This window comes from Arthrobacter endolithicus (assembly GCF_026627425.1).
In the GTDB taxonomy this organism is placed as follows: Bacteria; Actinomycetota; Actinomycetes; order Actinomycetales; family Micrococcaceae; genus Arthrobacter_M.
In genome coordinates, this window is record NZ_JAPNLH010000002.1 from 71,582 (window position 1) to 95,722 (window position 24,141).

19 protein-coding genes are annotated in these 24,141 nt (G+C 63.3%); 5 read left to right on the forward strand and 14 right to left on the reverse strand.

What is annotated here, in order from left to right; translation table 11 throughout:
* Positions 1–2: 2 nt before the first annotated feature.
* Positions 3–1,070 (reverse strand): quinone-dependent dihydroorotate dehydrogenase, encoded by a 1,068-nt coding sequence (locus OS914_RS02180; RefSeq protein WP_267544432.1) that lies wholly within the window; start codon positions 1,068–1,070, stop codon positions 3–5.
* Positions 1,071–1,201: 131 nt separating this feature from the next.
* On the opposite strand from OS914_RS02180, the gene OS914_RS02185 reads away from it, so the two are divergent.
* Complete coding sequence (locus OS914_RS02185) at positions 1,202–2,947, forward strand: FAD-binding dehydrogenase (protein ID WP_267544433.1); 1,746 nt, start codon at positions 1,202–1,204, stop codon at positions 2,945–2,947.
* Between the two features lie 93 nt (positions 2,948–3,040).
* On the opposite strand, the gene OS914_RS02190 is transcribed toward OS914_RS02185, so the two are convergent.
* The 3 genes from OS914_RS02190 to leuA all read right to left on the reverse strand — a co-directional run bounded on the left by OS914_RS02190 (position 3,041) and on the right by leuA (position 6,521).
* Positions 3,041–3,775 carry an isoprenyl transferase gene (locus OS914_RS02190; RefSeq protein ID WP_324290610.1) on the reverse strand — a complete coding sequence of 245 codons (735 nt, stop codon included), beginning with the start codon at positions 3,773–3,775 and terminating at the stop codon, positions 3,041–3,043.
* A gap of 113 nt (positions 3,776–3,888) precedes the next feature.
* The gene (recO, locus tag OS914_RS02195) at positions 3,889–4,641 is read right to left on the reverse strand and encodes a DNA repair protein RecO (protein WP_267544434.1); all 753 of its coding nucleotides are present in this window, start codon (positions 4,639–4,641) and stop codon (positions 3,889–3,891) included.
* Positions 4,642–4,775: 134 nt separating this feature from the next.
* The gene (leuA, locus tag OS914_RS02200) at positions 4,776–6,521 is read right to left on the reverse strand and encodes a 2-isopropylmalate synthase (protein ID WP_267544435.1); all 1,746 of its coding nucleotides are present in this window, start codon (positions 6,519–6,521) and stop codon (positions 4,776–4,778) included.
* A 329-nt stretch (positions 6,522–6,850) separates the two neighbouring features.
* Here leuA and OS914_RS02205 point away from each other — a divergent pair, with 329 nt between their 5' ends.
* Complete coding sequence (locus OS914_RS02205; protein WP_267544436.1) at positions 6,851–8,956, forward strand: M13 family metallopeptidase; 2,106 nt, start codon at positions 6,851–6,853, stop codon at positions 8,954–8,956.
* A gap of 124 nt (positions 8,957–9,080) precedes the next feature.
* On the opposite strand, the gene OS914_RS02210 is transcribed toward OS914_RS02205, so the two are convergent.
* The 5 genes from OS914_RS02210 to OS914_RS02230 all read right to left on the reverse strand — a co-directional run bounded on the left by OS914_RS02210 (position 9,081) and on the right by OS914_RS02230 (position 14,635).
* Complete coding sequence (locus OS914_RS02210) at positions 9,081–10,670, reverse strand: LCP family protein (RefSeq protein ID WP_267544437.1); 1,590 nt, start codon at positions 10,668–10,670, stop codon at positions 9,081–9,083.
* 95 nt (positions 10,671–10,765) lie between these two features.
* Positions 10,766–11,734 (reverse strand): GTPase Era, encoded by a 969-nt coding sequence (era, locus tag OS914_RS02215; protein ID WP_267544438.1) that lies wholly within the window; start codon positions 11,732–11,734, stop codon positions 10,766–10,768.
* Entirely contained in the window at positions 11,731–13,095 is a 1,365-nt protein-coding gene (locus tag OS914_RS02220) for a hemolysin family protein (RefSeq protein ID WP_267544439.1), read from the reverse strand. The genes era and OS914_RS02220 overlap by 4 nt, the downstream gene beginning before the upstream one ends.
* Positions 13,092–13,565, reverse strand: coding sequence for an rRNA maturation RNase YbeY (gene ybeY, locus OS914_RS02225; RefSeq protein WP_267544440.1), 474 nt, complete (start codon positions 13,563–13,565; stop codon positions 13,092–13,094). The genes OS914_RS02220 and ybeY overlap by 4 nt, the downstream gene beginning before the upstream one ends.
* The gene (locus tag OS914_RS02230) at positions 13,562–14,635 is read right to left on the reverse strand and encodes a PhoH family protein (protein ID WP_267544441.1); all 1,074 of its coding nucleotides are present in this window, start codon (positions 14,633–14,635) and stop codon (positions 13,562–13,564) included. Before OS914_RS02230 ends, ybeY begins: the two co-directional genes overlap by 4 nt.
* Positions 14,636–15,177: 542 nt before the next feature.
* Between OS914_RS02230 and OS914_RS02235 the strand changes: the two genes are divergently transcribed.
* Entirely contained in the window at positions 15,178–15,987 is an 810-nt protein-coding gene (locus tag OS914_RS02235) for a GerMN domain-containing protein (protein ID WP_267544442.1), read from the forward strand.
* A gap of 2 nt (positions 15,988–15,989) precedes the next feature.
* Here the strand turns inward: OS914_RS02235 and OS914_RS02240 are convergent, their stop codons facing one another.
* The 3 genes from OS914_RS02240 to hrcA form a co-directional block, all read right to left on the reverse strand.
* Positions 15,990–16,853 carry a 16S rRNA (uracil(1498)-N(3))-methyltransferase gene (locus tag OS914_RS02240; RefSeq protein ID WP_267544443.1) on the reverse strand — a complete coding sequence of 288 codons (864 nt, stop codon included), beginning with the start codon at positions 16,851–16,853 and terminating at the stop codon, positions 15,990–15,992.
* Between the two features lie 5 nt (positions 16,854–16,858).
* Positions 16,859–17,983: a molecular chaperone DnaJ gene (gene dnaJ, locus OS914_RS02245; RefSeq protein ID WP_267544444.1), complete on the reverse strand. Its 1,125-nt coding sequence runs from the start codon at positions 17,981–17,983 to the stop codon at positions 16,859–16,861.
* Positions 17,984–18,108: 125 nt separating this feature from the next.
* Positions 18,109–19,122, reverse strand: coding sequence for a heat-inducible transcriptional repressor HrcA (hrcA, locus tag OS914_RS02250; RefSeq protein ID WP_267544445.1), 1,014 nt, complete (start codon positions 19,120–19,122; stop codon positions 18,109–18,111).
* Positions 19,123–19,323: 201 nt separating this feature from the next.
* Between hrcA and OS914_RS02255 the strand changes: the two genes are divergently transcribed.
* Both OS914_RS02255 and OS914_RS02260 read left to right on the forward strand, forming a co-directional pair.
* Positions 19,324–20,181: a DUF3097 domain-containing protein gene (locus OS914_RS02255; RefSeq protein ID WP_267544446.1), complete on the forward strand. Its 858-nt coding sequence runs from the start codon at positions 19,324–19,326 to the stop codon at positions 20,179–20,181.
* A gap of 51 nt (positions 20,182–20,232) precedes the next feature.
* Positions 20,233–20,712: a DUF4870 domain-containing protein gene (locus OS914_RS02260; RefSeq protein ID WP_267544447.1), complete on the forward strand. Its 480-nt coding sequence runs from the start codon at positions 20,233–20,235 to the stop codon at positions 20,710–20,712.
* A 125-nt stretch (positions 20,713–20,837) separates the two neighbouring features.
* Here OS914_RS02260 and hemW read toward each other — a convergent pair whose 3' ends face one another.
* Together hemW and lepA are read right to left on the reverse strand one after the other, a co-directional pair.
* On the reverse strand, positions 20,838–22,067 hold the full coding sequence (gene hemW, locus OS914_RS02265; protein ID WP_267544448.1) for a radical SAM family heme chaperone HemW: 1,230 nt from the start codon (positions 22,065–22,067) through the stop codon (positions 20,838–20,840).
* Between the two features lie 21 nt (positions 22,068–22,088).
* On the reverse strand, positions 22,089–23,942 hold the full coding sequence (gene lepA / locus OS914_RS02270) for a translation elongation factor 4 (RefSeq protein ID WP_267544449.1): 1,854 nt from the start codon (positions 23,940–23,942) through the stop codon (positions 22,089–22,091).
* Positions 23,943–24,141 lie beyond the last annotated feature (199 nt).

A 24,141-nucleotide genomic window follows, 5' to 3' on the forward strand; every position in this document is an offset into this window, starting at 1 on the left:
CGTTACCTATTCCGGGCGGCCAGTTCCCGATTGATTCTGGCCGCCCAGAACGGGCCTTCATAGAGAAACGCCGTATAGCCCTGCACCAGCGCGGCTCCGGCCTCCAACCGCTCCTGAACATCGGCCCCGGTCTCCACCCCGCCGACGGAAATCAAGGCAAGTCGCTCCCCCACCGTGGATTTCAGCCGCCTGAGTACTTCCAGGGAGCGCTGCTTCAGCGGAGCCCCGGACAGACCCCCGGCACCGCAGGCAGCAACTTGCTCCGCGGATGCCTTGAGGTCGGTGCGTCCGATCGTTGTATTGGTGCAGATTATGCCGTCCAGCGCCAGATCCAGCGCCAGCTGAGCTACGTCGTCGACGTCCTCATCCGAGAGGTCCGGGGCGATCTTGACCAGCAGTGGCACGTGACGGCCGGCGGATTCATCGGCGGCCGCCCGGACGCCTGACAGCAGCGGGCGCAGGGAATCCACGTTTTGCAGCAGACGCAGGCCGGGAGTGTTTGGCGAGCTGACGTTAACGACCAAATAGTCGGCCGACGGCGCCAACGCACGTGCGCTGATCAGGTAGTCGGCCAGCGCATCGGGGAGTTCGACGTTCTTCGTTTTGCCGATATTAACGCCGATCAGCGGCCGGAGAGCGCCATACCGCTGGACCAGCCGGGCTCTGGCGGCGGCCAGCCGCGGGGCGACGGCGGCGGCACCGGCATTATTGAAGCCCATCCTGTTAATTACAGCGCGGTCCTCGACCAGACGAAACAGCCGAGGCTGTGGATTCCCGGGCTGCGCGGCGCCGGTTATGGTACCTACTTCGATGTGGCCAAAGCCCAGGTCCGCCAGCGCGTCGATGCCGAGCCCCTCTTTGTCGAATCCGGCCGCCAGTCCAAAGGGTGACGAAAAGCTCAGGCCCATTGCCGTTGTGCGCAGTGCCGCCGGGGGCCCGGTCAGTCGGCGCAACAGCGTCCCTGCCCCCGCAGAATGTGCGGCTTTGATGAGGGTAAACCCGATTCGGTGGGCGCGCTCGGCGTCCATCCATGAGAAGCAGACGCGGAAGAAGGTTGGATACAGGCGCATGATTACCAGTTTCCCGTCTAACGGCGCCCGTGCCAAACCGGCGCCGTGCGTTCAGCGGTTTCCTTGCGCCCTTTTACCGGTTCGCACGGCCGATTCCCGGGTGAGGTAACGGCGGACGCTAGCATGGCCAGATGAGCAGCAGCGAAGACCCGGACGGTTTCGAAGCAGAGGTGGTGGTAATCGGCGCAGGACTGTCCGGGCTGGTCGCCGCCGCCGAAGCGTACAACGCCGGACGGTCGGTCCTAATATTGGATCAGGAGCCCGAGGCTTCCTTGGGCGGCCAGGCGCATTGGTCCTTCGGCGGTATCTTCCTGGTGGACTCTCCGGAGCAGCGGCACCTGGGGGTGAAGGACACTGAAGAGCTGGCGCTGAGCGACTGGATGGGCTCGGCGGCCTTCGATCGAGCCGAAGACCATTGGCCGCGGGAATGGGCAAAGGCCTACGTTGCGTTCGCTGCCGGGGAAAAGCGCGATTGGTTGCATTCGCTGGGTGTGCGATTCTTTCCGCTGGTTCAATGGGCCGAACGCGGCGGCTACGACGCTCAGGGGCACGGTAATACCGTCCCGAGGTTCCACGTTGTCTGGGGAACGGGGCCCGGTATTCTGCAGCCATTCCTCGCCAAACTCGCCGAGGGGGTCGACGTCGGCCTGGTCAGGTACGCGTTCAGGTACCGGGCGACGGAGCTGCTGATGGCGGACCAGGGGACCGGTGCGCCCGGTGCGGCCGGTGCTGCCGGTACGGCCGGTGCGCCCGGGACCCCGGAAGCCACGACGAATGGAGTGGTCGGGGTCCGCGGCGAAGTGCTGGAGCCCTCAGACGCCATGCGGGGCGCACCAAGCTCTCGGACCGTCGTCGGCACCTTTGCCCTCTCCGCCCGGGCCGTGATCGTGACCACAGGTGGAATCGGCGGCAATCACGGGCTGGTCCGCCGGCAGTGGCCCGGTGGCAACGCGCCGGGCTATCTGCTCGCGGGCGTGCCGGCGTCGGTAAATGGAGAGTTTCAATTTGCGGTGGCGAAGGCGGGCGGATCGCTGATCAACACGGACCGGATGTGGCATTATCCGGAGGGAATCCACAATTTTGAACCGGTATGGCCCAATCATGGCATCCGCATTTTGTCCGGCCCGTCTCCGCTGTGGCTTGATGCCACCGGCAAGCGCTTGCCCGTGCCGCTGTTCCCAGGCTTCGATTCGCTAGGGGCGCTGCGCCACATCGTGGCCACGGGATACACGCACTCGTGGTTTGTTCTCAACCAGACGATCATCAACAAGGAATTTGCGCTCTCCGGTTCGGAGCAAAACCCTGACCTCACCGGCAAGGACCTGAAATTGCTCGCCAAACGGGCACTGCCGGGCTCCAACGGGCCGGTGCAAAGATTCCTGGACCACGGGATCGACTTCCTCCAGGCCGCAACGGCTGCGCAATTGGCTGCCAAAATGAACGCGCTGACGGGTGCGGACTTGATCAATGGCGAAGCCCTGCATGACCTGATCGCTGCCCGGGACCTGCAGGTCCGCAGCGGGCTCGGCAAGGAGTCGCAGCTCAACGCGATTCGCGAGGCCCGCCGGTTCGCGACGGACAAGCTTATGCGTGTTGTCCCGCCGCACGAGATGCTGGCCCCTGAACACGGCCCGCTGATTGCCGTCCGGCTTTCCGTCCTGACACGCAAAAGCCTCGGCGGGATCCAGACAGATCTGCAGTCCCGCGTCCTTGCTGCCGATGGGACCCCCATCGCCGGGCTCTTTGCCGCGGGCGAAGCCGCCGGTTTCGGGGGCGGCGGGGTGCACGGTTCCCGGGCCCTGGAAGGGACCTTCCTGGGTGGCTGCCTGTTTTCCGGACGCAGCGCCGGACGTGCCGCAGCAGCCGGAATCCACTGAGCTGTGATTCGGCTGCACAAGCCGGCATGCGCCGGGTGCGCGGCTGGCTGCTTGCCGGACGGCGGCGGCCGGCCGAACCGGGCGCCGCCTTTGTTACCCCTGCGCCGCGTCCACCGCCGCACCATAACGGCGGTCCCGGCGGGCATATTCATCGACGGCTTCCCAGAGGGTGCGCCTGTCCACATCTGGCCAGAGCTTGTCCATGAAGACGAACTCGGCATAGGCGGACTGCCACAGCAGGAAGTTGGAGAGCCGCTGCTCGCCGCTGGAACGCAGGAACAAGTCGACGTCGGGAACATCGGGGGTATACATGAAGCGCTGAATCGTCTTTTCACTAACTGACCGGGGGCTGAGCTTCCCGGCCGCGACCTGCTCGGCGATGGCGGTCACCGCGTCCACGATCTCGGCGCGTCCGCCATAGTTAACGCACATGGTCAGCGTCACGGTGTCGTTGTCGCGTGTCTGTTCCTCGGCCAGTTCAAGTTCGCGGATGACCGAGCCCCACAGTCTCGGTTTACGGCCGGCCCAGCGGACCCGGACGCCCCACGCATCCAACTGGTCCCGCTGGCGGCGTAGCACGTCCTTATTGAATCCCATCAGGAACCGGACTTCCTCCGGGGAACGCTTCCAGTTTTCCGTGGAGAAGGCATAGACACTGACGTACTTTATGCCCATCTCGATCGCTCCGGCCATGACATCCAGCAGGGCCGGTTCCCCTGCCTTATGCCCTTCGATCCGCGGCAGGCCCCGCTGGTTGGCCCAGCGTCCGTTGCCGTCCATGACGATTGCGACATGCACCGGAACCAGTTCGGCGGGTATCTCGGGCATCCGCGCGCCCGTGGGATGCGGCCAGGGCGCGGTGACCGCAGGCTTGACCGCGCTGCGCGTAGTGGACGTGCTTCGCCGGCCGGGCAGGCCGCGGGGGAAGGACTGGGCCAAGACTAAGCACGCTCCAGATGTTTCAGGGAGCGTACCGTACGCTCCAGATGCCATTGCAAATACACAGCCACAAGTCCGGCAGCTTCCCGACGGTGCTGCGGCGCAGAAACATCCGCGGCAGCCCACTGGCCGGACAGCAAGGCGGCCAATAAATTCATCGTCTCCGCCGCGGGCGACGGTGAGCCTGGCGGCCGGCACTGATGACAGACAGCACCGCCCAGGGCAGCGGAAAAGGCGCTGTGCGGGCCGGCAGCACCGCAGCGAGCGCAATCGGTGAAACTCGGGGCCCAGCCGCCGGTTGCCAGCGCGCGCAAAAGATAGGAATCGAGAATCAGCCCGGGAGCGTGATCGCCCCGACTCAGCGACGCCAGCGCGCCGACCAGCAGTAGATACTGGGCCGTCGCGGCCTCTCCGTCCACATCCGTGATGCGCTCCGCGGTCTCCGTCATCACCGCCGCCACCGTGTAACGGTCATAATCGGCGGCGATTTTTCCACCATAAGCTCCCTTGGAAACGGCCTGGGTCACAATGTCCAGACTGCGGCCCGAAACCAGCTGCAAATCTGCGACCATGAATGGCTCCAGCCGGGCGCCGAATTTGCTGCTCGTCCGCCGGACACCCTTGGCGACTGCCCGAATCTGGCCGTGGTTACGGGTCAGCAGCGTAATGATGCGGTCCGCTTCCCCAAGTTTGTGCGTCCGGAGTACGACGGCGTCGTCACGGTAGGTGCGCGCGGCGAAAGAGTTTCTGGACACCCGTCCATTGTCGCACCGGAGGCGCGTGAGGGCGCGCAGGCGGGGCCGGTCTGCTGGATTGGCAACCAGCCGGAACAGCCGCGGCCCACTGTCCCTGCCGTCGTCGCCGTCCGCAGACTACACGTCGGCCCTAATCAGGCGTGCACGTCCCGGATGGCCCGGTTGACCGCTGAAATCACGGCCTTGAGCGAGGACATGGAGGTGTTGGAGTCAATGCCGACCCCCCATAGGACCCGCTCCCCCACGGCACACTCCACGTAAGCTGCGGCCCGGGCGTTCCCGCCTTCGCTGAGCGCGTGTTCGGAGTAATCCAGGACCCGCACATCCACCCCGTCGTCATGCAGGATGGACAACAACGCGGCAATCGGGCCGTTCCCGGTCCCGCTGCGGCGCTGTGCGACGCCGTCGATCGTCATGTTGGCCGTGAGCGTGATCTGCGCGTCGTCGTCGGTCTGCGTGGTGACCGACCCCAGTCCGTAGCGGCCCCACTGGCTGGTGCTGCCGCCGTCGTCGGTTGGCAGGTACTCGTCCACAAAGGTCTCCCACAGCTGCGCGGCGCTGACCTCCCCGCCAACGGTGTCCGTCCGGCGCTGAATGACGCCGGAAAACTCCATCTGCGCCCGCCGCGGCAGGTCCAGGCTGTGTTCATTTTTGAGCAGGTAGGCAACCCCGCCCTTGCCGGACTGCGAATTTACCCGGATGACCGCTTCGTAGCTGCGACCCAAATCCTTCGGGTCCACGGGGAGGTAGGGGACAGCCCACGTGACGTCCTGGACGTTTTTGCCCGCCTGCTCGGCGTCGCGCTCGAGGGCTTCGAAACCCTTCTTGATGGCATCCTGATGCGAGCCCGAAAAGGCCGTGAAAACGAGGTCCCCGCCGTACGGCACACGCTCCCCCACGGGCAGCTGATTGCAGTACTCCACGGTGCGGCGTATCTGATCGATGTTGGAGAAGTCGATCATCGGGTCCACGCCCTGGCTGAACAGATTAAGCCCCAGCGTCACCAGATCAACGTTGCCCGTCCGCTCGCCATTACCGAACAGGCAGCCCTCGATCCGGTCGGCCCCGGCCAGATAGCCCAATTCCGCCGCCGCAACACCCGTCCCACGGTCATTGTGCGGATGCAGGGAGAGAATGATGCCTTCACGCGGGTGCAGGTTACGGCTCATCCATTCGATGGAATCGGCATAGATATTGGGGGTGGCCATCTCAACGGTTGCCGGCAGGTTGATGATCACCTGACGGTCCGCGGAGGCCTCAAAAATATCCGCGATGGCGTTGCAGACCCGGACGGCGTACTCGGGCTCTGTGCCGGTAAAGGACTCTGGGGAATATTCGTAGGTGATCTGCGTATCCGCGAGGGACTCTTCGTATTTTTTGCACAGCCTTGCGCCCTGCAGCGCGATGTCCAGAATGCCGTCCTGATCCTGGTTGAACACAACCCGGCGCTGCAGGACCGACGTTGAATTGTACAGATGGACTATGGCCGTTTTGGCCCCGAGGAGCGCCTCATACGTCCGCTCGATCAGGTGCTCGCGGGCCTGCGTCAGCACTTGAATGGTGACGTCGTCCGGGATATGGCCGCCCTCGATGAGCTGCCGGACAAAATCGAAGTCCGTCTGCGACGCGGACGGGAAACCAACTTCGATCTCCTTGTAGCCCATGCTCACCAGCAGCTGGAACATCTTCAGCTTCCGCCCCGGACTCATCGGGTCAATCAGCGCCTGGTTGCCGTCGCGCAGGTCCACGGCGCACCAGCGCGGGGCTTTGGTGATGGTCTTGTCCGGCCACGTACGGTCCGGCAGTTCCACGGTGATTTGCTGATCGAACGGGATGTAGCGGTGGACGGGCATCCCGGATGGTTTTTGGGCGTTTCGCATTGGTCTGGCCTTTTCTATTCGCTCTTCGATGACAGATTGGCCGGGCACCACAAACTCCGCAGCGAGGGATTGGCCTGCCAGCTGCCCACCAAGCCTGCCCAGCCTTTTCCAGGCTGGTCTGCAGGACGTCTAGGTCAACGGGTATTTGGCCTCGCCGCGGCAACTAAGAAGGAGCATTCCAGTGCGCACATTTTCACCCTAACACGCGGCGTGGGATGATGGTGAACCAGCTCTTCCGCCTCCGTGAGGACAATATTTTTTCCTTTTTGGACGACGATGTCTGTCGTTACCAATGGGTGCGGAAATCCATTACGGAAGGCAGACAACGGATGACAACTCCCTTTACGCAGCAGGCCGAAACGACTGCCGTGGGTGCACAACCAGCAGCACAGCCCGGAGCACAACAACCAGCAGCGCACGCCGCAGACAGCCGCACAAGCAGCCGCAGCGGTATCAGGTCCGACAACGGGGATCCATCGGTGCGTCCGCAGGATGACCTCTACCGCCGGGTCAACGGTCATTGGCTTGACCGCGAGATCATCCCAGCGGATCGTGCCCTGACCGGGTCCTTCGTGACCCTCCGTGACGAGGCGGAAGCGGCCGTACGGATCATAATCGAACAAGCGGCGGGGCGCGCAGGGCATAACCGCGACACCGCGGCTGCACCAGCGGGAGCCTCGGAGGCCGCGGAAGCGTCCGTGGAAGCCAAGATCGGTGATCTTTACACCAGCTTCATGGACGAGGCCGGCATTGAGTCCGCCGGAGCCGCTCCCCTGGCACAGCGGCTGGCCGCAATCTTCGCCAGCGACGACATCGAATCCTTGGTCCGCACGATGGGCATGCTGGACCGCGTCGGCAACGACGGACTGTTTGGCGGCTACGTGAACAATGATGCCGGCGACCCGCAGCGGTGCCTGTTGCATCTGTATCAGGGCGGCCTCGGCCTGCCGGATGAGTCGTACTACCGAGAGGACCAATTCGCACCGATCCGTAACGCCTACGTTGCCTACGTCTCGACCATGTTCACGCTGGCGGGTATTCCGGACGCAGCTGCCGCCGCCGGAAGAGTCATGTCGCTGGAGACGGACATCGCCGCCGTGCATTGGGATAACGTAACCATGCGGGACCCGCAAAAGACCTACAACCTGAAAACCCGCGAAGAGGCACTCGCTTTATTTCCCTTGCTGGCCCAGTGGTTCGAGGGCATGGCGCTGCCCGCAGGCAAGTCCGTCGAGCTGGTAGTGGCCACGCCCGAATTCTTCACTGGGGCCGCGCAGCTGCTCACACACAAGCCCCTGGGCGACTGGCAGGAATGGCTGGCCCTGCGGATAATTTCCGGCGCGGCGTCCTACCTTTCCAGCGACTTTGTCGACGCGGACTTCGCGTTTTACGGCACCACGCTCAGTGGCACGGAGGAGATCAAGGAGCGCTGGAAGCGCGGTGTCGCCTTAGTGCAGGGATCCCTCGGCGAGGCCGTCGGCCAGATCTATGTGGGGCGGCACTTCCCCCAAAGCCACAAGGTCCGGATGGAGCTTCTGGTCGCCAACCTGATCGAGGCCTACCGGCAAAGCATCTCGGCGTTGACCTGGATGAGCGCGGACACCATTGAGCGCGCGCTGCAAAAACTGACGGCTTTCACCCCCAAGATCGGCTACCCGGACAAATGGCGCGATTATTCCTCCCTTGTCATTGACGCCGGGGATCTGACCGGGAATCTCGAGCGAAGCCACCAATTTGAGCTCGAACGCCAACTGGCGAAAATCGGCGCACCGATCGACCGCGGCGAATGGCTGATGACCCCGCAGACGGTCAATGCCTATTACAACCCGACGATGAACGAGGTGGTGTTCCCCGCGGCTATTTTGCAGCCGCCGTTCTTCGACGCAGACGCCGACGACGCCGCTAACTACGGTGGGATCGGCGCCGTGATCGGCCACGAGATTGGTCATGGTTTCGATGACAAGGGCTCTCAATTCGACGGCACGGGCGCGTTACGCAATTGGTGGACTGAGGCCGATCGAACGGCGTTTGACCAGCTCACTGCCAAGTTGGTGGAACAGTACAACGTCCTGAGTCCGGAAGCGGCGCCGGGACACTTTGTCAACGGCGAATTGACCCTGGGCGAGAACATCGGTGATTTGGGCGGTCTGACCATCGGATACCAGGCCTATCTGCTCAGCCGCGATGGCCAGGAGCCACCGATCATCGACGGTTTGACGGGGGCCCAGCGGTTCTTCTTCTCCTGGGCCGAATGCTGGCGCAGCAAAATCAGGGCTGAAGAGGCTTTGCGCAGGCTCACCGTGGATCCACACTCCCCCGCGGAACTCCGCTGCAACGCCGTCGTGCGTAATCTCGATGCCTTCCACGACGCGTTCGGTGTCGGCGCTTCTGACGGACTGTGGCTGGATCCCGCGGATCGGGTGCGTATCTGGTAGCCCTGCCGATCCAGCAACCATGCGCGTGGCACCAACCCCGCCGCACCCGTTGCAGACAAGGCCCCCCCCCCGCTTCAGCAGGGGTCCTTGTCGTTGGCGGGCGCGGCCGTCGCGGAAATGTCTGCTAGTTCGGCGGGTACATGTCCGGATTGACCGTTAGGCACTTTCCTGACTGGTCCGCGGTGCTGGCCACAATATTAGGCGGCAGCACGGTCTTGCCGAAGGTGGTTCCAGAGGCGAAGTCCGTGCCGATGTTCAGCCGGACGCCGTTGATGCCCGTTGATGCCACCAGGGCGCTGGCGGGGATCCCGAAGAGTGCCGCGACGTCAGTGGCGACATCCTGGAACCCCTCCCCGTAGCCGATGGTCGTCGTGGCAGTCGTGCTTGCCGGGGTCTGCAGAAGATCCGTGTATCCGGCTCCCTGCAGTGCGGCGGCCAACTCCGTGGTGCGGTCGGGGATTCCGGTCGCGTTGACAACAGTGATCGGCTGGATGCTTCTGTCATAGGCAGCCGCCGACGGCGCAGCTACAGTTGGTGCCTGCGCCGCCGCTGAAGGCGGTGCCGGTGCGGGCGGTGCCGGCGGACTGGTCGAGGCGCCAGCGGTTGAACCGCCGGTCAGGTCCGTGCCGTTGTGCAGCGCGGTGAAGAGATCATTGGCCGCCGGCTGGGAGAGGACATTGCGATTCGGGTCCGCTGGGAAAGGCACCCAGGGGGCCGTAATGAACGCAACTTTCGCCAGATCGACGTTCTTTAGCCGATTGGCGATTGCCACCATGGCGGGTATGTTGGCCAGGCCGCTGTCAATCGTCAGGTTTTTGGTAATCGCGTCCGCAATGTTGTAAACCTTGGGCAGATCGGAAAGGGTTTTATCGCTCTTAACCTTGCGGATCATGGAGCCAAGGAAATACTGCTGGGCCTGAATCCGCGCGATGTCGCTCGCATCACCGAAGGAATGTCTGGTCCGAAGGAAGGCGAGTGCTTGTTCGCCCTGCACCAGGCTCTTCCCTGCCGGGAGCACCAGCCCGGAACCGTTCACGTCGTTCACCGAGTGGTCGACGCAGACTTCGACGCCGCCGATCACGTTGGACAAATCCTTGACCGCGGTGAAGTCGGCCAGCATGAAGTGGTCAATGTTCAGGCCGGTGAGCTGGTTAATCGCCGCCACAGTACAGCCGGGGCCGCCGTTGTTCAGCGCGGTGTTCAGCTGTCCCAGCGCCTGCGCCGGATACGTCTGACCGCTCTTGGGGTCCTTGCACGCAGGAAGGGGCACCATCAGGTCACGGGGAAAACTGACAACACTGACTTGTTTGTTGTCCTTGGAGATGTTCATCAACATCATCACATCCGAGTGGCCTTCACCCGAGGCGTCGGCCGAGGTCCCGTAGGCGCCGTTGGCGCCGTCGCGTGTGTCGCTACCCAGGATGAGGATCTGCAGATCGTCTTTGCTGTTATCCACTCCGGCCTTGGTGCTGGCACCATCGGCCAGGTTCAGCTCGCCCACCTGGACGTTGCTCTGCAATCGCATCACCATGAAGCCGCCGACGGCTACGGCTCCGACCACCACGAAGGCAACCGCTGCGGCAGTGATTTTCAGCCAGAGCGCGGTACGCCGCCGCGCACGGAAGTGCCGGCCGGTGCTGGCCGGCGCTGCTTCGGCACGGGAACTACCCTGATGCCCGGCATCAGCACCCGGACGGGTACGACGTCGCGCCATTGAAAAACCTTCCGTAGACGATAAATACCTCAGCTAAGTGTAGGGGCACCGAGCTGGGCGTAACCTTTGCCCGGCCTGTACCCTGCCCGAGTGCGCTAGAAGCCGAGCTTGACGAGCTGTTTTGGATCGCGCTGCCAGTCCTTGGCCACCTTGACATGCAGGTCCAGATAGATGCGCGTTCCGAGCAGCGCTTCGATGCCTTTGCGTGCCGCGCTGCCGACCTCCTGAAGCCGCGATCCCGCCCGACCGATGATGATTGCCTTCTGTGAGGGACGCTCCACATAGAGGTTCACGCGCACATCCAGGAACTGGTTGTCCTCTGCCCTGCCTTCGCGCGGAATAATTTCCTCCACGACGACAGCCAGGGAGTGCGGAAGTTCGTCGCGGACGCCTTCCAGCGCTGCCTCGCGGACAAGTTCGGCCACCATGACGGCCACCGGCTCGTCGGTGAGCTCACCATCGGGGTACAGCGGCGGCGACGGCGGCATGAACCCGGCCAGCACGGTGGAGACGGTCTCCACCTGGAAGCCGTCCGCAGCGGATACCGGAATGATGTCCGCCCAGCCGTCAGCGCCGAGCACCTCCCGGCCCAACTGCGCCACGGCCAGCAGTTGTTCGGTCAGCGCCTGCCGGTCCACCAGGTCCGTTTTGGTGACAAGGGCGACTATTGGCTTATTCCCGACATTGGCCAGCTGCTTGGCAATGAATCGGTCTCCGGGACCGATCTTTTCGTTGGCCGGAAGGCAGAAACCTATCGCGTCCACCTCGGAGAGGGTCGCGGCCACCAGATCGTTCAGCCGCTGGCCCAGCAGGGTCCGAGGACGGTGCAGCCCAGGGGTGTCCACCAGGATCAACTGGAAGTCCTCCCGGTGCACGATGCCACGAATGGTATGCCGGGTTGTCTGCGGTTTGGCGGATGTGATGGCCACCTTCTGCCCTACCAGGGCGTTGGTCAGGGTGGACTTTCCCGCGTTCGGGCGCCCTGCCAGGACAGCGAAGCCGGCACGGAAACCGCCGTACTGGTCATCGCTACCCTGCTGGCTCTTTTTCTTAGACTTCGTCATGCCTTGCTCCCTGTCGCGCTGTTGTCGGCGCTGTTACCGGCGCGGTTACTATCGTCGTCGTGCATGAGTGCGTTGAATTCGGCGTCGGTCGTAGGTTCAGTGTCCGCCGCTACCGGCGCGGTGGCAATGATATGACTGACCCGGTTACGCCGGCCTTCCAGCCGCTGGGCGTGCAGGTGGATTCCGGACACCTGCGCTTCACTGCCAACGATGGGTACGCGGCCCAACTGTTTGGCGAGGAGCCCGCCCACGGTGTCCACTTCGTCGTCGTCCAGGCTCAGCCCGAAAAGCTCACCCAGGTCGTCAACACCCAGCCGCGCGCTGACCAGATAACGGCCTTGGCCCAGGTCCTGGACCTCCGGGGCCTCGGAGTCGTACTCATCGACGATCTCCCCCACAATCTCCTCGATAAGATCCTCAAGTGTCACCAGCCCGGCGGTGCCGCCATACTCGTCGATCACGATAGCGACGTGGGTCGATTCACCCTGAAGTTCCTTCAGGAGGTCGGTCACGAGTTTGGAATCCGGCACGTAGCGCACGGCGCGGGCTATGATTTCCACCGGCGGGGCGGTTGCGGTGGCGGCCAGCCGGTGTTCGGTGGCAACGACGTCCTTTAGGTACAAAATTCCCAGGATCTGATCCGTATTGTCGCCGATGACCGGAATTCTGGAGTAGCCCGAGTCCAGGAACAGCGTCATGGCCTCCGCCAGCGAGGAGCCCTTGTCGATGCTGACTATGTCCGTCCGTGGCACCATGACCGAGCGCACGACGGTGTCGCCGAGATCAAAAACGCTCTGGATCATTTCGGCTTCGTTGTCCTCGATCATCTCCGAATCGCTCGCCCGGTCAACGAACTCGCGGAACTCCTCTTCGCTGACAAACGCATTGTCCCCGACCGGAGCACCCGGAGCCACGATGTTTCCAAGCCGAACCAGCCAGCCGGGTACCGGACCCAACAGCCAGCACAGAAAACGCACCAGCGCAGCGGTCCTGCCGACGACCGCAGCCGAGTGCAACCGGCCCAGCTGGCGCGGGGATACGCCGACCAAAACGAAGGCAATCACGGTCATGACGGCGGTGGCCACCAGCCCGGCGAGCCAGAGGTTGTCCACCAAGTTCAAAAAGAGCACCGCGACACAGACGGCGACGGCCATTTCAAAAAAGACCCGCCAGAACCGCAGTGCATTCATATGGGCCACCGGAGCTGCCAGGATTTTCTGCAGCGAAACGCCCCGGCTGTGCGCCGCAACGGTTTCCGCATCATGCCGGGGGAAGAAGTTGAATGCCGCATCCGCCGCGGTCAGCACGGCCGCAAAGGCAAGGAAGATAAGTCCCATAGCGGTCAACGCCAGGGTGATCACTGCATGGTCTCCCTGGGTGCTTCCTTGCCCAGGAAGACGGAGAGCAGTTCGCGCTGGAGGGCGAACATCTCTTCCTTCTCCTCGGGCTCGCCGTGGTCGTAACCTAGCAGGTGCAAGAGGCCGTGCGTGGTGAGCAGCAGCAGCTCTTCGGCCATCGGATGCCCGGCCGTTTGCGCCTGCTCGGCCGCAATTTGCGGGCAGAGCACGATGTCCCCGAGCAGACCGGCCGGAGACGGCCGCTCGGGAGTTCCGGGGCGCAGCTCGTCCATCGGGAAGGACAGCACATCGGTGGGTCCTGGCTCATCCATCCACTCGATGTGCAGCTTCTCCATCGCCTCGGCGTCGGCCAGAATGATCGAGAGCTCGGCCTGCGGATGGACGTAGAGCCGTTCGAGAATGAACCGTGCCAGCCGGACCAGTTCCGTTTCCTGCACGGAGATACCCGATTCATTGTTGACTTCGATGCTCATGGCCGTCCGTTTGCGGCGTGGCCGCTGTATCCGCTAAGAATTTGCTCTTCGTCCCAGCGGCCGTAGGCCCTGACAATGTCGCCGACAAGCTTGTGCCGCACTACATCGGCGGCCTCGAGAAAGGAAAAATGGACATCGTCGATGCCGGTGAGTATTTTTTCGACTATCCGCAGCCCGGACCTTGCCCCGGCCGGCAGATCAACCTGGGTCACATCCCCGGTCACCACCATCTTTGAACCGAAGCCGAGCCGGGTCAGGAACATCTTCATCTGTTCCGGCGTCGTGTTCTGGGCCTCGTCGAGGATAATAAACGCGTCATTGAGCGTCCTGCCGCGCATATAGGCCAGTGGAGCCACTTCGATCGTGCCGGCGGCCATCAGCCGCGGAATTGACTCCGGATCCATCATCTCGTGCAGGGCGTCGTATAAGGGACGCAGATACGGATCGATCTTCTCGCTCAGGGTGCCCGGCAGAAAGCCCAGCCGTTCGCCGGCCTCAACAGCGGGCCGGGTGAGGATAATCCGCGTGACTTCCTTTTGCTGCAGAGCCTGGACGGCCTTCGCCATGGCGAGATACGTCTTTCCCGTTCCGGCCGGGCCGATCCCAAAGACAACGGTGTTGGCGTCAATGGCATCCACGTAATTTTTCTGATTCAGCGTCTTAGGCCGGATGGTCCTGCCCCTGCTGGAGAGAATATTGTGTGTGAGGACGTCAACGGGCGACGCCGCCTGGGAGTGCAGCATGGACACCAGCTGTTCCAGCACCGCAGGGGTGACCGTCGTGCGACGCTCCACCAGGCCCCGGACCTCTTCAAAGAGGCGCATGATCCGCGGTACGTCCGCCGCCGGGCCGGAGATCGAGAGTTCGTTGCCGCGGACATGGAAGTCAAGCGTTGGGTAAGCGGCTTCGACGAAACGCAGCGCCTCATCCTGGGCACCCAAGGACTGCACCATTTGCTCCGGAGAGTCGAAGGAAACCACTTCGGTTCTACTGCCGGGCTGCGGAAGCTCCACGAAAGAGGCGCCGGCGGGTTGCCGCGAAGGGCTGTTGCTTGCTGTTGAATCTGTCATATCGGCCGGCCGCGTCCGGCCCGGAATCTCTCCCTGATGTATTTGACGTGTTTTCCCAACACGTTCTTGCCCTTATCTTACGGTACTGGATCTTACGGTACTGGCATCTTACGGCAGTGGCATCCCACGGTACTGGCATCTTACGGCAGTGGTTCCGGCACTCATTGGACCTGCGCTGAGAAGCCTGCACCCAGGCCCCGCCAACCGAAGACGTCAACCCTCGCCGCTCACAGCTCGGGCACAGGGAATATCGGAGCGATCTCAAAAGGGTTTCGATACGGTTTCAGTTCCGCCGGAAAGCGCCCTGAGGTCAGTCTGGCCGCGGACGCTGTGCAAGGGTAGATAAGGCTCCGGCGTCGGCGGGCGGCTGTTGCGGGTCTCCGCGGAAAGGATGCATCATCGGATCTATACCTCTGTCTGCGTCTTTGGCCCGTCAGCGAACCTCCCGCCGCAGCACTGTGACGGGAGTTGTTCTTCTTTGTACAGGCCTGTTTATCACCGGCTGCAGCCCGGATAGTTCGCCACCGCCGGCAGACACCACCATGCCCGCCTCGGTTGGAAGCTCGGCGACCTCCCCCGTGACGTCGGCTCCCTTGGAGTCGGCCCAATCGTCGGCCAAGTTGCCGGTCTACTGGCTCGGGCACAGCGGCAACGGCGTCTTTTTGTACCGTGAGTTCCTCGCTGTGGAGGGTAACGGAGATCCTATCCAGGCCGCCCTGCTGGCCATGACGGAGGATAAGCCGCTGGACAGCGACTATTTCACGCCGTGGAAAAAGCCCAGCAAACTCGGGGCGTCCATCTCCGCGAAGAATGTCATCACGGTGGATATTTCCGCCGATGCTTTCAGCACCAACGTCGATGAAGGTATCGCCCAGCGCGCCTTGGCCCAACTCGTCTACACGGCCACCGCGGCCGCGGCCAATGCTGGCCTCATCGTTGCCAATCAGCCCGTCCAGGTATCGCTGCTGGTTGACGGACACACCGATTATCTGGCTTTCGGCAAGGTCAAATTGGATAAACCTCTAGTGCGGGACAGCGGTTTTGTCGCCCCGGTGTGGATCATTGATCCACAGGCAGGCAGCACTCTTACGTCCCCGGTCCTGGTCACCGGCCAAGGAATCTCCGGCACGGGAGAACTCGGCTGGCAGCTGATCAAACGAGGATCGGACGGCCGCGAAAGCCCGTACCAGAGCGGAAAGGTAGCTGTGAGCACCGGACCGTCCCAACTCGGCGCCTTCACCTTCAGCCTGCGGCCGCCGGCCGGCTCCTATGAATTGCGGGTTTTCCGCGCGGTTCAGACCGACCCCGCAGCTCAGGACGGCGTCGACTCGAAAATCATCACCGTCAGCTGAACCTACCAGCGGTGCAGATCAACGCTGAGCAGGGCGACGGCGGCGGGGCCGGCGGTGGACGAGCGCAGTACGTGTGGGCCTAGGCGTACCTGAACCGCGCCGGCTCCGGTGAGTAGATCCAGCTCCCGGGGGCTGATCCCGCCCTCCGGACCGACCAGGATGAGGATCTCCCGGATTTGTCCCGGAGTACCCGGTTTCAGCGTGGCTGTTTCCCCACCCTTCACGTCCAGGCCCGTCAAGTCCTGCTCCTTCACGTCCAGCCCCGTCAAGTCCTGCTCCGTCAAGTCCCGCGCCCGCCATTGCGTCACGGCCACGGTGAGCGGCAGCAATGCTTCTTCATGCAGGATCAGAGCCAGCGCCGCGGCCTGGATATGCGGCAGCAGTGCGGTGGTGTCCACGGCCTCAGTGACGTCGGGGACCCAGGCCCGCCGGGCCTGTTTGGCCGCGGACGTGACAGTTGCGCGCCACTTCGCCAGGGACTTCGCGGCCCGCTCGCCTTTCCACCGGACGATGGAACGCTCGGCCTGCCAGGGGACAAAGCCGTCGGCACCGAGTTCGGTGGCCGTTTCGATGGCGAGTTCGTCGCGATCGCCCTTGGCCAGGGCTTGAACGAGCACCAGTCGAAGAGCTGGACCCGGCTCGACGCTCACCCCGTCCACGAGCAGGGTCAGTTCCCCGCCGCCCGCCGAACGCACCACGCCGGTCACCCGCCGACCGGCCCCGTCCACCAGATCAATCCGTTCGCCGGCACCGAGACGTTTGACCGTGCTCGCGTGCCGGCCCTCCGCCCCGCCAAGGACAAAAATCGAACCAACAGCCAGCGCAGCAAGTTCACCGGCACCGGCGAAGAATATGGGGCTAGTCATGCGCCCTAGAGGCTTCCAAACTTATCCCGCAGTTTGGAGAACATTCCACCGCTGGTCACCAATTTGCCCTCGCTGACCTGTTCGCCGCGCAGTGCTGCCAGCTGCTTGAGCAGATCTTGTTGGGCAGCGTCAATCCGTACCGGCGTTTCAACATTGATGTGGACTTTAAGATCCCCGCGGCCGTAGCCGCGCAGATGCGTCACACCCAGGCCGCGCAGCAGGATGACTTCACCGGACTGCAGACCGGACTTCACGCTGATCGGCTGCTCGCCGTCGAACGTCTCCAGCGTTAATTCGGTGCCGAGGGCGGCCGCCGTCATCGGCACGCTTAAAGTTGCGTGCAGATCGTCACCGTCGCGCAGGAAGGAGGGATCATTGGTGACCTTGATTTCCACATACAGATCGCCGGCAGGGCCGCCAGCAGGGCCTGCCTCGCCCTGGCCGCCGAGCTGGATCCGCGTACCGGTTCCCACTCCCGCAGGAACCTTAATGGTCAAAGTGCGGCGGCTGCGTACGCGGCCCTCGCCGTTGCATTCATTGCAGGGATCCAAAATCATGGTGCCAAATCCCTGGCAGGATCCGCACGGCGCCGCCGTCATCACCTGGCCAAGGATGGAACGCACCGGACGCTGTATCTGGCCGCTGCCGTGGCAGATGTCGCAGGTGGTCGGACGCGTGCCGGGCCGGCAGCAGCTGCCGTCGCAGCTGGTGCAGACGACGGCGGTTTCCACCTCGATCTTCTTATTGACCCCGAAAACGGCGTCACGCAGGTCGATCCGGACGTTGATCAGCGCATCCTGGCCCCGACGGGTCCGGGGTGCCGGCCCGGAGTGCCCGGAGCCGCCGAAGAAGGTCTCGAAGATGTCCTGAAAGGCAAAACCCTGGCCACCGAAACCGGCACCCGAACCGTTGTCCGTCCCGTTTTCGTTTCCGGTCGTGTCGTAGATGCGTCGCTTAGCGGGGTCCGAGAGCACCTCGTAGGCGTGGCTGACGTTCTTGAAACGGTCTTGGGCGTCGTCCCCCTCGGCGACGTCGGGATGGTACTTGCGGGCCAGTTTGCGGTAGGCCTTTTTGATTTCCTCGCCGGTGGCATCCCGGGACACGCCCAGTGCGTCGTAATGGTTACTCAAGTTCTCTTACTTTCTCTATTGTCCTCTGGCTGGCCGGCTGCGGACACCTCGCGGCGCCGAACTCGGGCCAGACCCTATCTGTCAACACGTTTGTCTGTTTGGTCTTTTGCGTTTGTCGGCGCGGCTCAGCCGGCCAAAATCCTCGAAAGGTAGCGGGCCACCGCGCGCACCGCCGCCATGGTGTTGGGGTAGTCCATCCGAGTGGGGCCCAGCACACCGATTTTCGCCAGTGCATCAGGCCCGTAGCCGGTCGCCACCACCGACGCTTCCACCAGGGCGTCGTGCGGGTTTTCCCGTCCGATGCTGACCGACACGCCCCGCGCGTCCTGGGCCATGTCAGCGAGCAGCCGCAACATGACGACCTGTTCCTCCAGAGCGTCCAGCACCGGGCCAATGCTTAAGGGGAAGTCCACATTGGATCGTGCCAGATTGGCTGTTCCCGCCATGACAAAGCGATCCTCGCGGGCGGCAACCGCCAGCTGGGCGAGAGCCGCGGCCAGCCGGAGACCCGCCTGCTTCGTTTCCCTCGACAGCGCCCCCGGGACCGCCGCCAGCGCCGCCGGCAGCGCCGTCAGCTCCATCCCCAGCACTGCGGCCAGAAAGGTGCCTCTCAGCTGGGCCAACGTTGCTTCGTCCAGCTGCTGGCCGGCGTCGATCACGCGCTGATCAACCTTCCCGGTCCCCAGAATCAGCACAATCAGCACCTGATGCGGGGCGAGCAGGACGAATTCAATATGCCGCACCGTGGCGGAAGTGGTCCGCGGGTACTGTACGACGGCGACCTGATTCGTCAGGTGCGCCAGAGTGCGGACGGTGCGGTCCAGGATGTCATCCAAGTCATCGGAGCCGTTAAGCAGCGCCTGAATAGCCCGCCGTTCAGCAGCCGACAGGGGTTGAACGGCCGAAATCCGGTCGACGAAAAGCCGGTAGCCCTTATCCGTCGGAATCCGGCCCGAGCTGGTGTGCGGAGCAGTGATCAGTCCGTCTTCCTCCAGCGCCGCCATGTCGTTGCGGATAGTGGCACTGGACACCCCCAGATGATGGCGGTCGACCAAGGCCTTGGATCCGACGGGTTCGCGCGAATGAACGTAGTCCTCGACAATCGCCCGCAATACCTCAAGTTTGCGCGGCTCGCTCATCCACCCACCTCCACCCGGTCCGGTTCGTAAAAGCCGCGCGTTCACCGATAGCGGCAGACATTAGCACTCTGCGTGTCCAACTGCTAAGTCTAATACTTTCACTGCCGGGCCTGCAGCAGGGGTTTACCGGCGCACGCTGAGAGCACAATCGGGCAGCTTCGGGTTGCTAGCATGAAAGCTCCGCGATGAGAGGTACGTGCCGTGAGTTATGACCAGTGGGGTCCGCAGGACCTTTCTGCCCCCGCCCGGACCGCTCTACCGCAGGTACAGGCCACCGCGGGATTAGTGCTGGAAGACGTGCAGAGCGGCTGGGTGGGCGCAGTGCTCCGGACCGAGAAGTCCGGCGGCATGCATATCCTGGTCCTCGAGGACGGCCGCGGGAAAACAAAATCTTTTCAACTCGGCTTTGGTTTTTTACTCGAAGGACGCCCCGTCGAAATAGTCGCTCCGGTGACCAGGAAAGTAGGGGCCAACGGACCGGGGACGCGGACGGCTTCGGGCTCGGTCCGGGTCTCCGGGCAGCGTGCGCAGGTGGCCAAGGCGAGCCGGATTTGGGTGGAAGGCAAGCACGACGCCGAATTAGTCGAGAAGGTCTGGGGTGACGATCTGCGCGTGGAGGGAATCGTTGTGGAACCACTGCACGGCGTCGATGACCTTGCCGGCGCCATTCGGGCCTTCGCCCCCGGCCCGGGCCGCCGGCTCGGAATTTTGGTGGATCATCTTGTGAACGGTTCCAAGGAATCCCGGATAGCCGCCGATGCCATGCGGGTGCCGGGGGCGCGGGACAATGTGCTCATTGTGGGACATCCCTATGTGGACGTGTGGCAGGCCATCCGCCCGCAGGTGCTCGGCATCCCGGTCTGGCCGCAGGTGCCCCGCGAGGTGGAGTGGAAGGTGGGAATCCTGCGGTCCTTCGGCTGGCCGCACCGGACGCCAACAGACGTCGCACTGGGGTGGCGGAGGCTGTTGGGAAAGGTCAGCAGCTACGCCGATCTTGAGCCAGCGCTATTGGGGCGCGTCGAGGAAGTGATCGATTTCCTGACAGTTCCAGTATCCTAGGAGGAAGTAACGAGCATCCGCTCGGCCAATTTGAGATAGAGGAACCAGCCAGTGGCTAAGACAGCACACGGCAGCAGCGCTAACGGACATTTCGGCTCCGGCACCAGAACCGCCGGATCCGAGCCAGCTGCCGACCACCGGGAGCCTGCCCACTACGAGGCTGTCCCGGCCAGCGCACCGGCATTGACGCCGGCTGAAGATAGGCAGTGGGCCTTCATGGCCCACTGCGGCGGAATTCTCGGTTTCATCCCGTCGCTGATCATCTATCTAGTCTTTCGGGACCGCGGACCGTTCACCGCGCAGGAGTCCAGAGAAGCGTTGAACTTCACGGTTCCGCCGACAATTGTGGCGGCCGTGGCAAACATCATTGCTGTTGTTTTATCGGGCATTTCGCCTGCGACCGGTACGGTCTTCGCCTTTCTCGCGGTAGGAATCTGGATTTTCCTCACCGTCTTTTCGGTCATCGCCGCCGTGCATGTTAACCGCGGCCAGCCCTACCGCTATGCCTTGAGTTTTCGTCTGATCCACTGACCGTGGCTGTCACGGCCAGTACTTCTCACCGACAGTACTTGTCACGGACAGTACTTGTCACCGACGATGATCGTCACTGTCACTGATCGTCACTGTCACTGCTTGTCCACCGGGCGCGGTCCGCGTCAGTCCGGAAGCAACCGGCGCACTACGGCGTCCGCCAGCAGCCTGCCTCGGAGCGTGAGCTGCAGCCTCCCGGCGAAAGCTGCGCGGGCGTCTATCAACTCATCCGCTATCAGCTGGGCCATGGCGTGCCTGGCCCCGGCGGACAAAGAGTCCACCTGGATTCCGCCGGACAATCGCGTCAGCAACATGATCCGTTCCATCTCGCGGGTTTCGGCATTCAGCGTCTCCCGGCCGGCCGCCGGCGACTGGCCGCGGGCCAGACGCCCGGCGTACGCGGTGGGATGTTTGACATTCCACCAGCGGACACCGCCGATGTGCGAATGTGCGCCAGGACCGATTCCCCACCAGTCGTCCCCGTGCCAATAGGCCAAGTTGTGCCGGCAGGCGTCCTCCGGCGTCCGGGCCCAGTTGCTGACCTCATACCAGGCCAGTCCGGCGGCCTGGAACAACGCGTCCGCCAGCGTGTACTTGGCGGCATGGTCGTCGTCCTCGATGCCGGGGACCTGTCCACGCCGGATCTGGGCCGCTAGCTTTGTACCGTCCTCGACAATGAGCGAATAAGCGGAAATGTGGTCCGGCTGGTAACTCAGAGCTGTCCGTACGGATGTCGCCCAATCCAGTTCGGATTCCCCCGGCGTGCCGTAGATCAGGTCCACACTTACCTTGAGTCCGGCGGTCCGGGCCCATTCAATGGCCTGCGGCACCCTGGCCGGGTCATGCGTTCGGTCCAGAACCCGCAGCACGTGCGGGACCGCTGACTGCATGCCGAAGGAGACCCGGGTGAAACCCCCATCGGCAAGCTCCCGCAGGGAATCCTGGCTGACCGAATCCGGATTGGCTTCGGTGGTAATCTCAGCGTCCTGGGACACCCCCCAGGCGTCGGTTGCCGAACGCAACACCGAGACAAGGTCACGGGCGGGCAATAACGTCGGGGTGCCGCCACCAAAAAACACGGTAGCCAATTTACGCTCCGGCAGCCCGGACTCCTGCATCGCCCGGGCGGCGAAGGTCACTTCCGAAGCGGCCGTGGCGGCGTAGGCGTCCTGCGATGCGCCGCCGCCAAGCTCCGTTGCCGTGTAGGTATTGAAATCGCAATATCCGCAGCGGACGGCACAAAACGGAATATGCGCGTACAGACTGAAGCCGCGCCCAGCGGCGCCGTCTGCCGCCTGCCCCGGCAGAACACCGTCGCCCGGCGCCGGGTCGCCAAGGGGAAGAGTGCTAGGCATGACGGCCTTCCGATTCGCACGTCACTTTTTCGATTTGTCCTTGGACTCATCCGAGGACAGCGCGGCAATGAATGCCTCCTGGGGCACCTCGACCCGGCCGACCATTTTCATCCGCTTCTTACCTTCTTTTTGCTTCTCCAGCAGTTTGCGCTTGCGCGTGATGTCACCGCCGTAGCACTTGGCCAGCACGTCCTTACGGATCGCACGGATGCTCTCGCGTGCAATGATGCGGGCGCCGATGGCCGCCTGGATCGGGACCTCAAACTGCTGGCGGGGAATGAGCTCACGCAGCTTGCCCGTCATCATGACGCCGTACGCATAAGCCTTATCACGGTGTGTGATGGCGCTAAAGGCGTCCACCTGTTCGCCCTGCAGCAGGATGTCCACCTTGACCAGGTCCGAGACCTGGTCGCCGTCGGCCTTCCAATCCAGCGAGCCGTAGCCGCGCGTTTTTGACTTAAGCAAATCAAAGAAGTCGAAGACAATTTCCGCCAGCGGCAGCCGATAGCGGATCTCCACCCGGTCCTCGGAGAGGTAGTCCATGCCGCCCATGACCCCGCGCCGCTGCTGGCACAGTTCCATGATCGCACCGACAAATTCCGTGGGAGCCAGGATCGTGGCTGCTACCATCGGCTCGCGGACCTCGGCGATCTTGCCCGTGGGGTACTCGCTGGGGTTGGTCACAGTGAGGACTTTCTTATCCTCCAGTGTGACTTCGTATTCCACGTTTGGGGCTGTTGAAATCAGGTCTAGATTGTACTCCCGCTCCAGCCGTTCACGGGTTATTTCCAAGTGCAGCAGGCCCAGGAAGCCCACACGAAAACCGAACCCCAGCGCCGCGGATGTCTCCGGCTCATATACCAGGGCGGCATCATTGAGGGTGAATTTCTGCAGCGCGTCCCGCAGCACCGGATAGTCCGTGCCGTCGAGGGGATACAGGCCGGAAAACACCATGGGCTTGGGGTCCTGGTACCCGCCGAGGGACTGCGCGGCAGGTTTGTGCAGCGTGGTCACCGTGTCCCCGACCTTTGACTGCCGGACGTCCTTTACGCCGGTGATCAGGTAGCCCACTTCACCCACGCCCAGGCCCTGGCAGACGGTGGGTTCGGGGGAACTGACCCCAATTTCCAGGAGTTCATGGGTGGCGCGTGTTGACATCATCTGGATGCGTTCACGCGGTTTCAGGTGCCCGTCCACCACGCGCACGTACGTCACCACACCGCGGTAGGTGTCATACACCGAGTCGAAAATCATAGCGCGGGCCGGAGCAGCCGGGTCCCCCACCGGGGGCGGAATATCCCGGACAATCTGATCCAACAGAGCTTCGACACCCATGCCGGTCTTGCCGGACACCAGCAGAACGTCTTCCGGCTCCCCGCCGATAAGATTAGCGATCTCCGCGGCGTATTTCTCCGGCTGCGCTGCCGGCAGGTCAATTTTGTTCAGCACCGGAATGATGGTCATGTTGTTTTCCATCGCCAGGTACAGATTCGCCAGAGTCTGCGCCTCGATGCCCTGCGCGGCGTCCACCAGCAGAATGGCACCCTCGCAGGCCGCCAAGGACCGGGAAACCTCATAGGTGAAGTCCACGTGGCCGGGCGTGTCAATCATGTTCAGGCAGTAAGCTGTTCCATCCATCTCCCACGGTACGCGGACCGCCTGGGACTTAATGGTGATGCCGCGCTCCCGCTCAATGTCCATCCGGTCCAGATACTGGGCCTTCATATCGCGCTGTTGCACGGCACCGGTCAGTTGCAACATCCGGTCTGCCAGGGTGGATTTCCCATGGTCGATGTGGGCGATGATGCAAAAGTTCCGAATAATCGCCGGATCGGTGGCAGCAGGCACCGGGGCGGTGCGGGCCATGGGGGACACTGGCGTTCCTAACTGTTGGACGGGGACGGGGCCGGGGCTGGTCTCGGTCGGGTACATCAGCCGATCGGATCCGCACCACGGACACCATTACAGTCTCCCATGGGATGGTACACACCGGCACATCCAACCGGCTGCGCTAAGAGCTGCCCGTAATCCCGGCTCGGCGGACCCTGTACTTCTGGGCTGGGGCGGTCCTAGC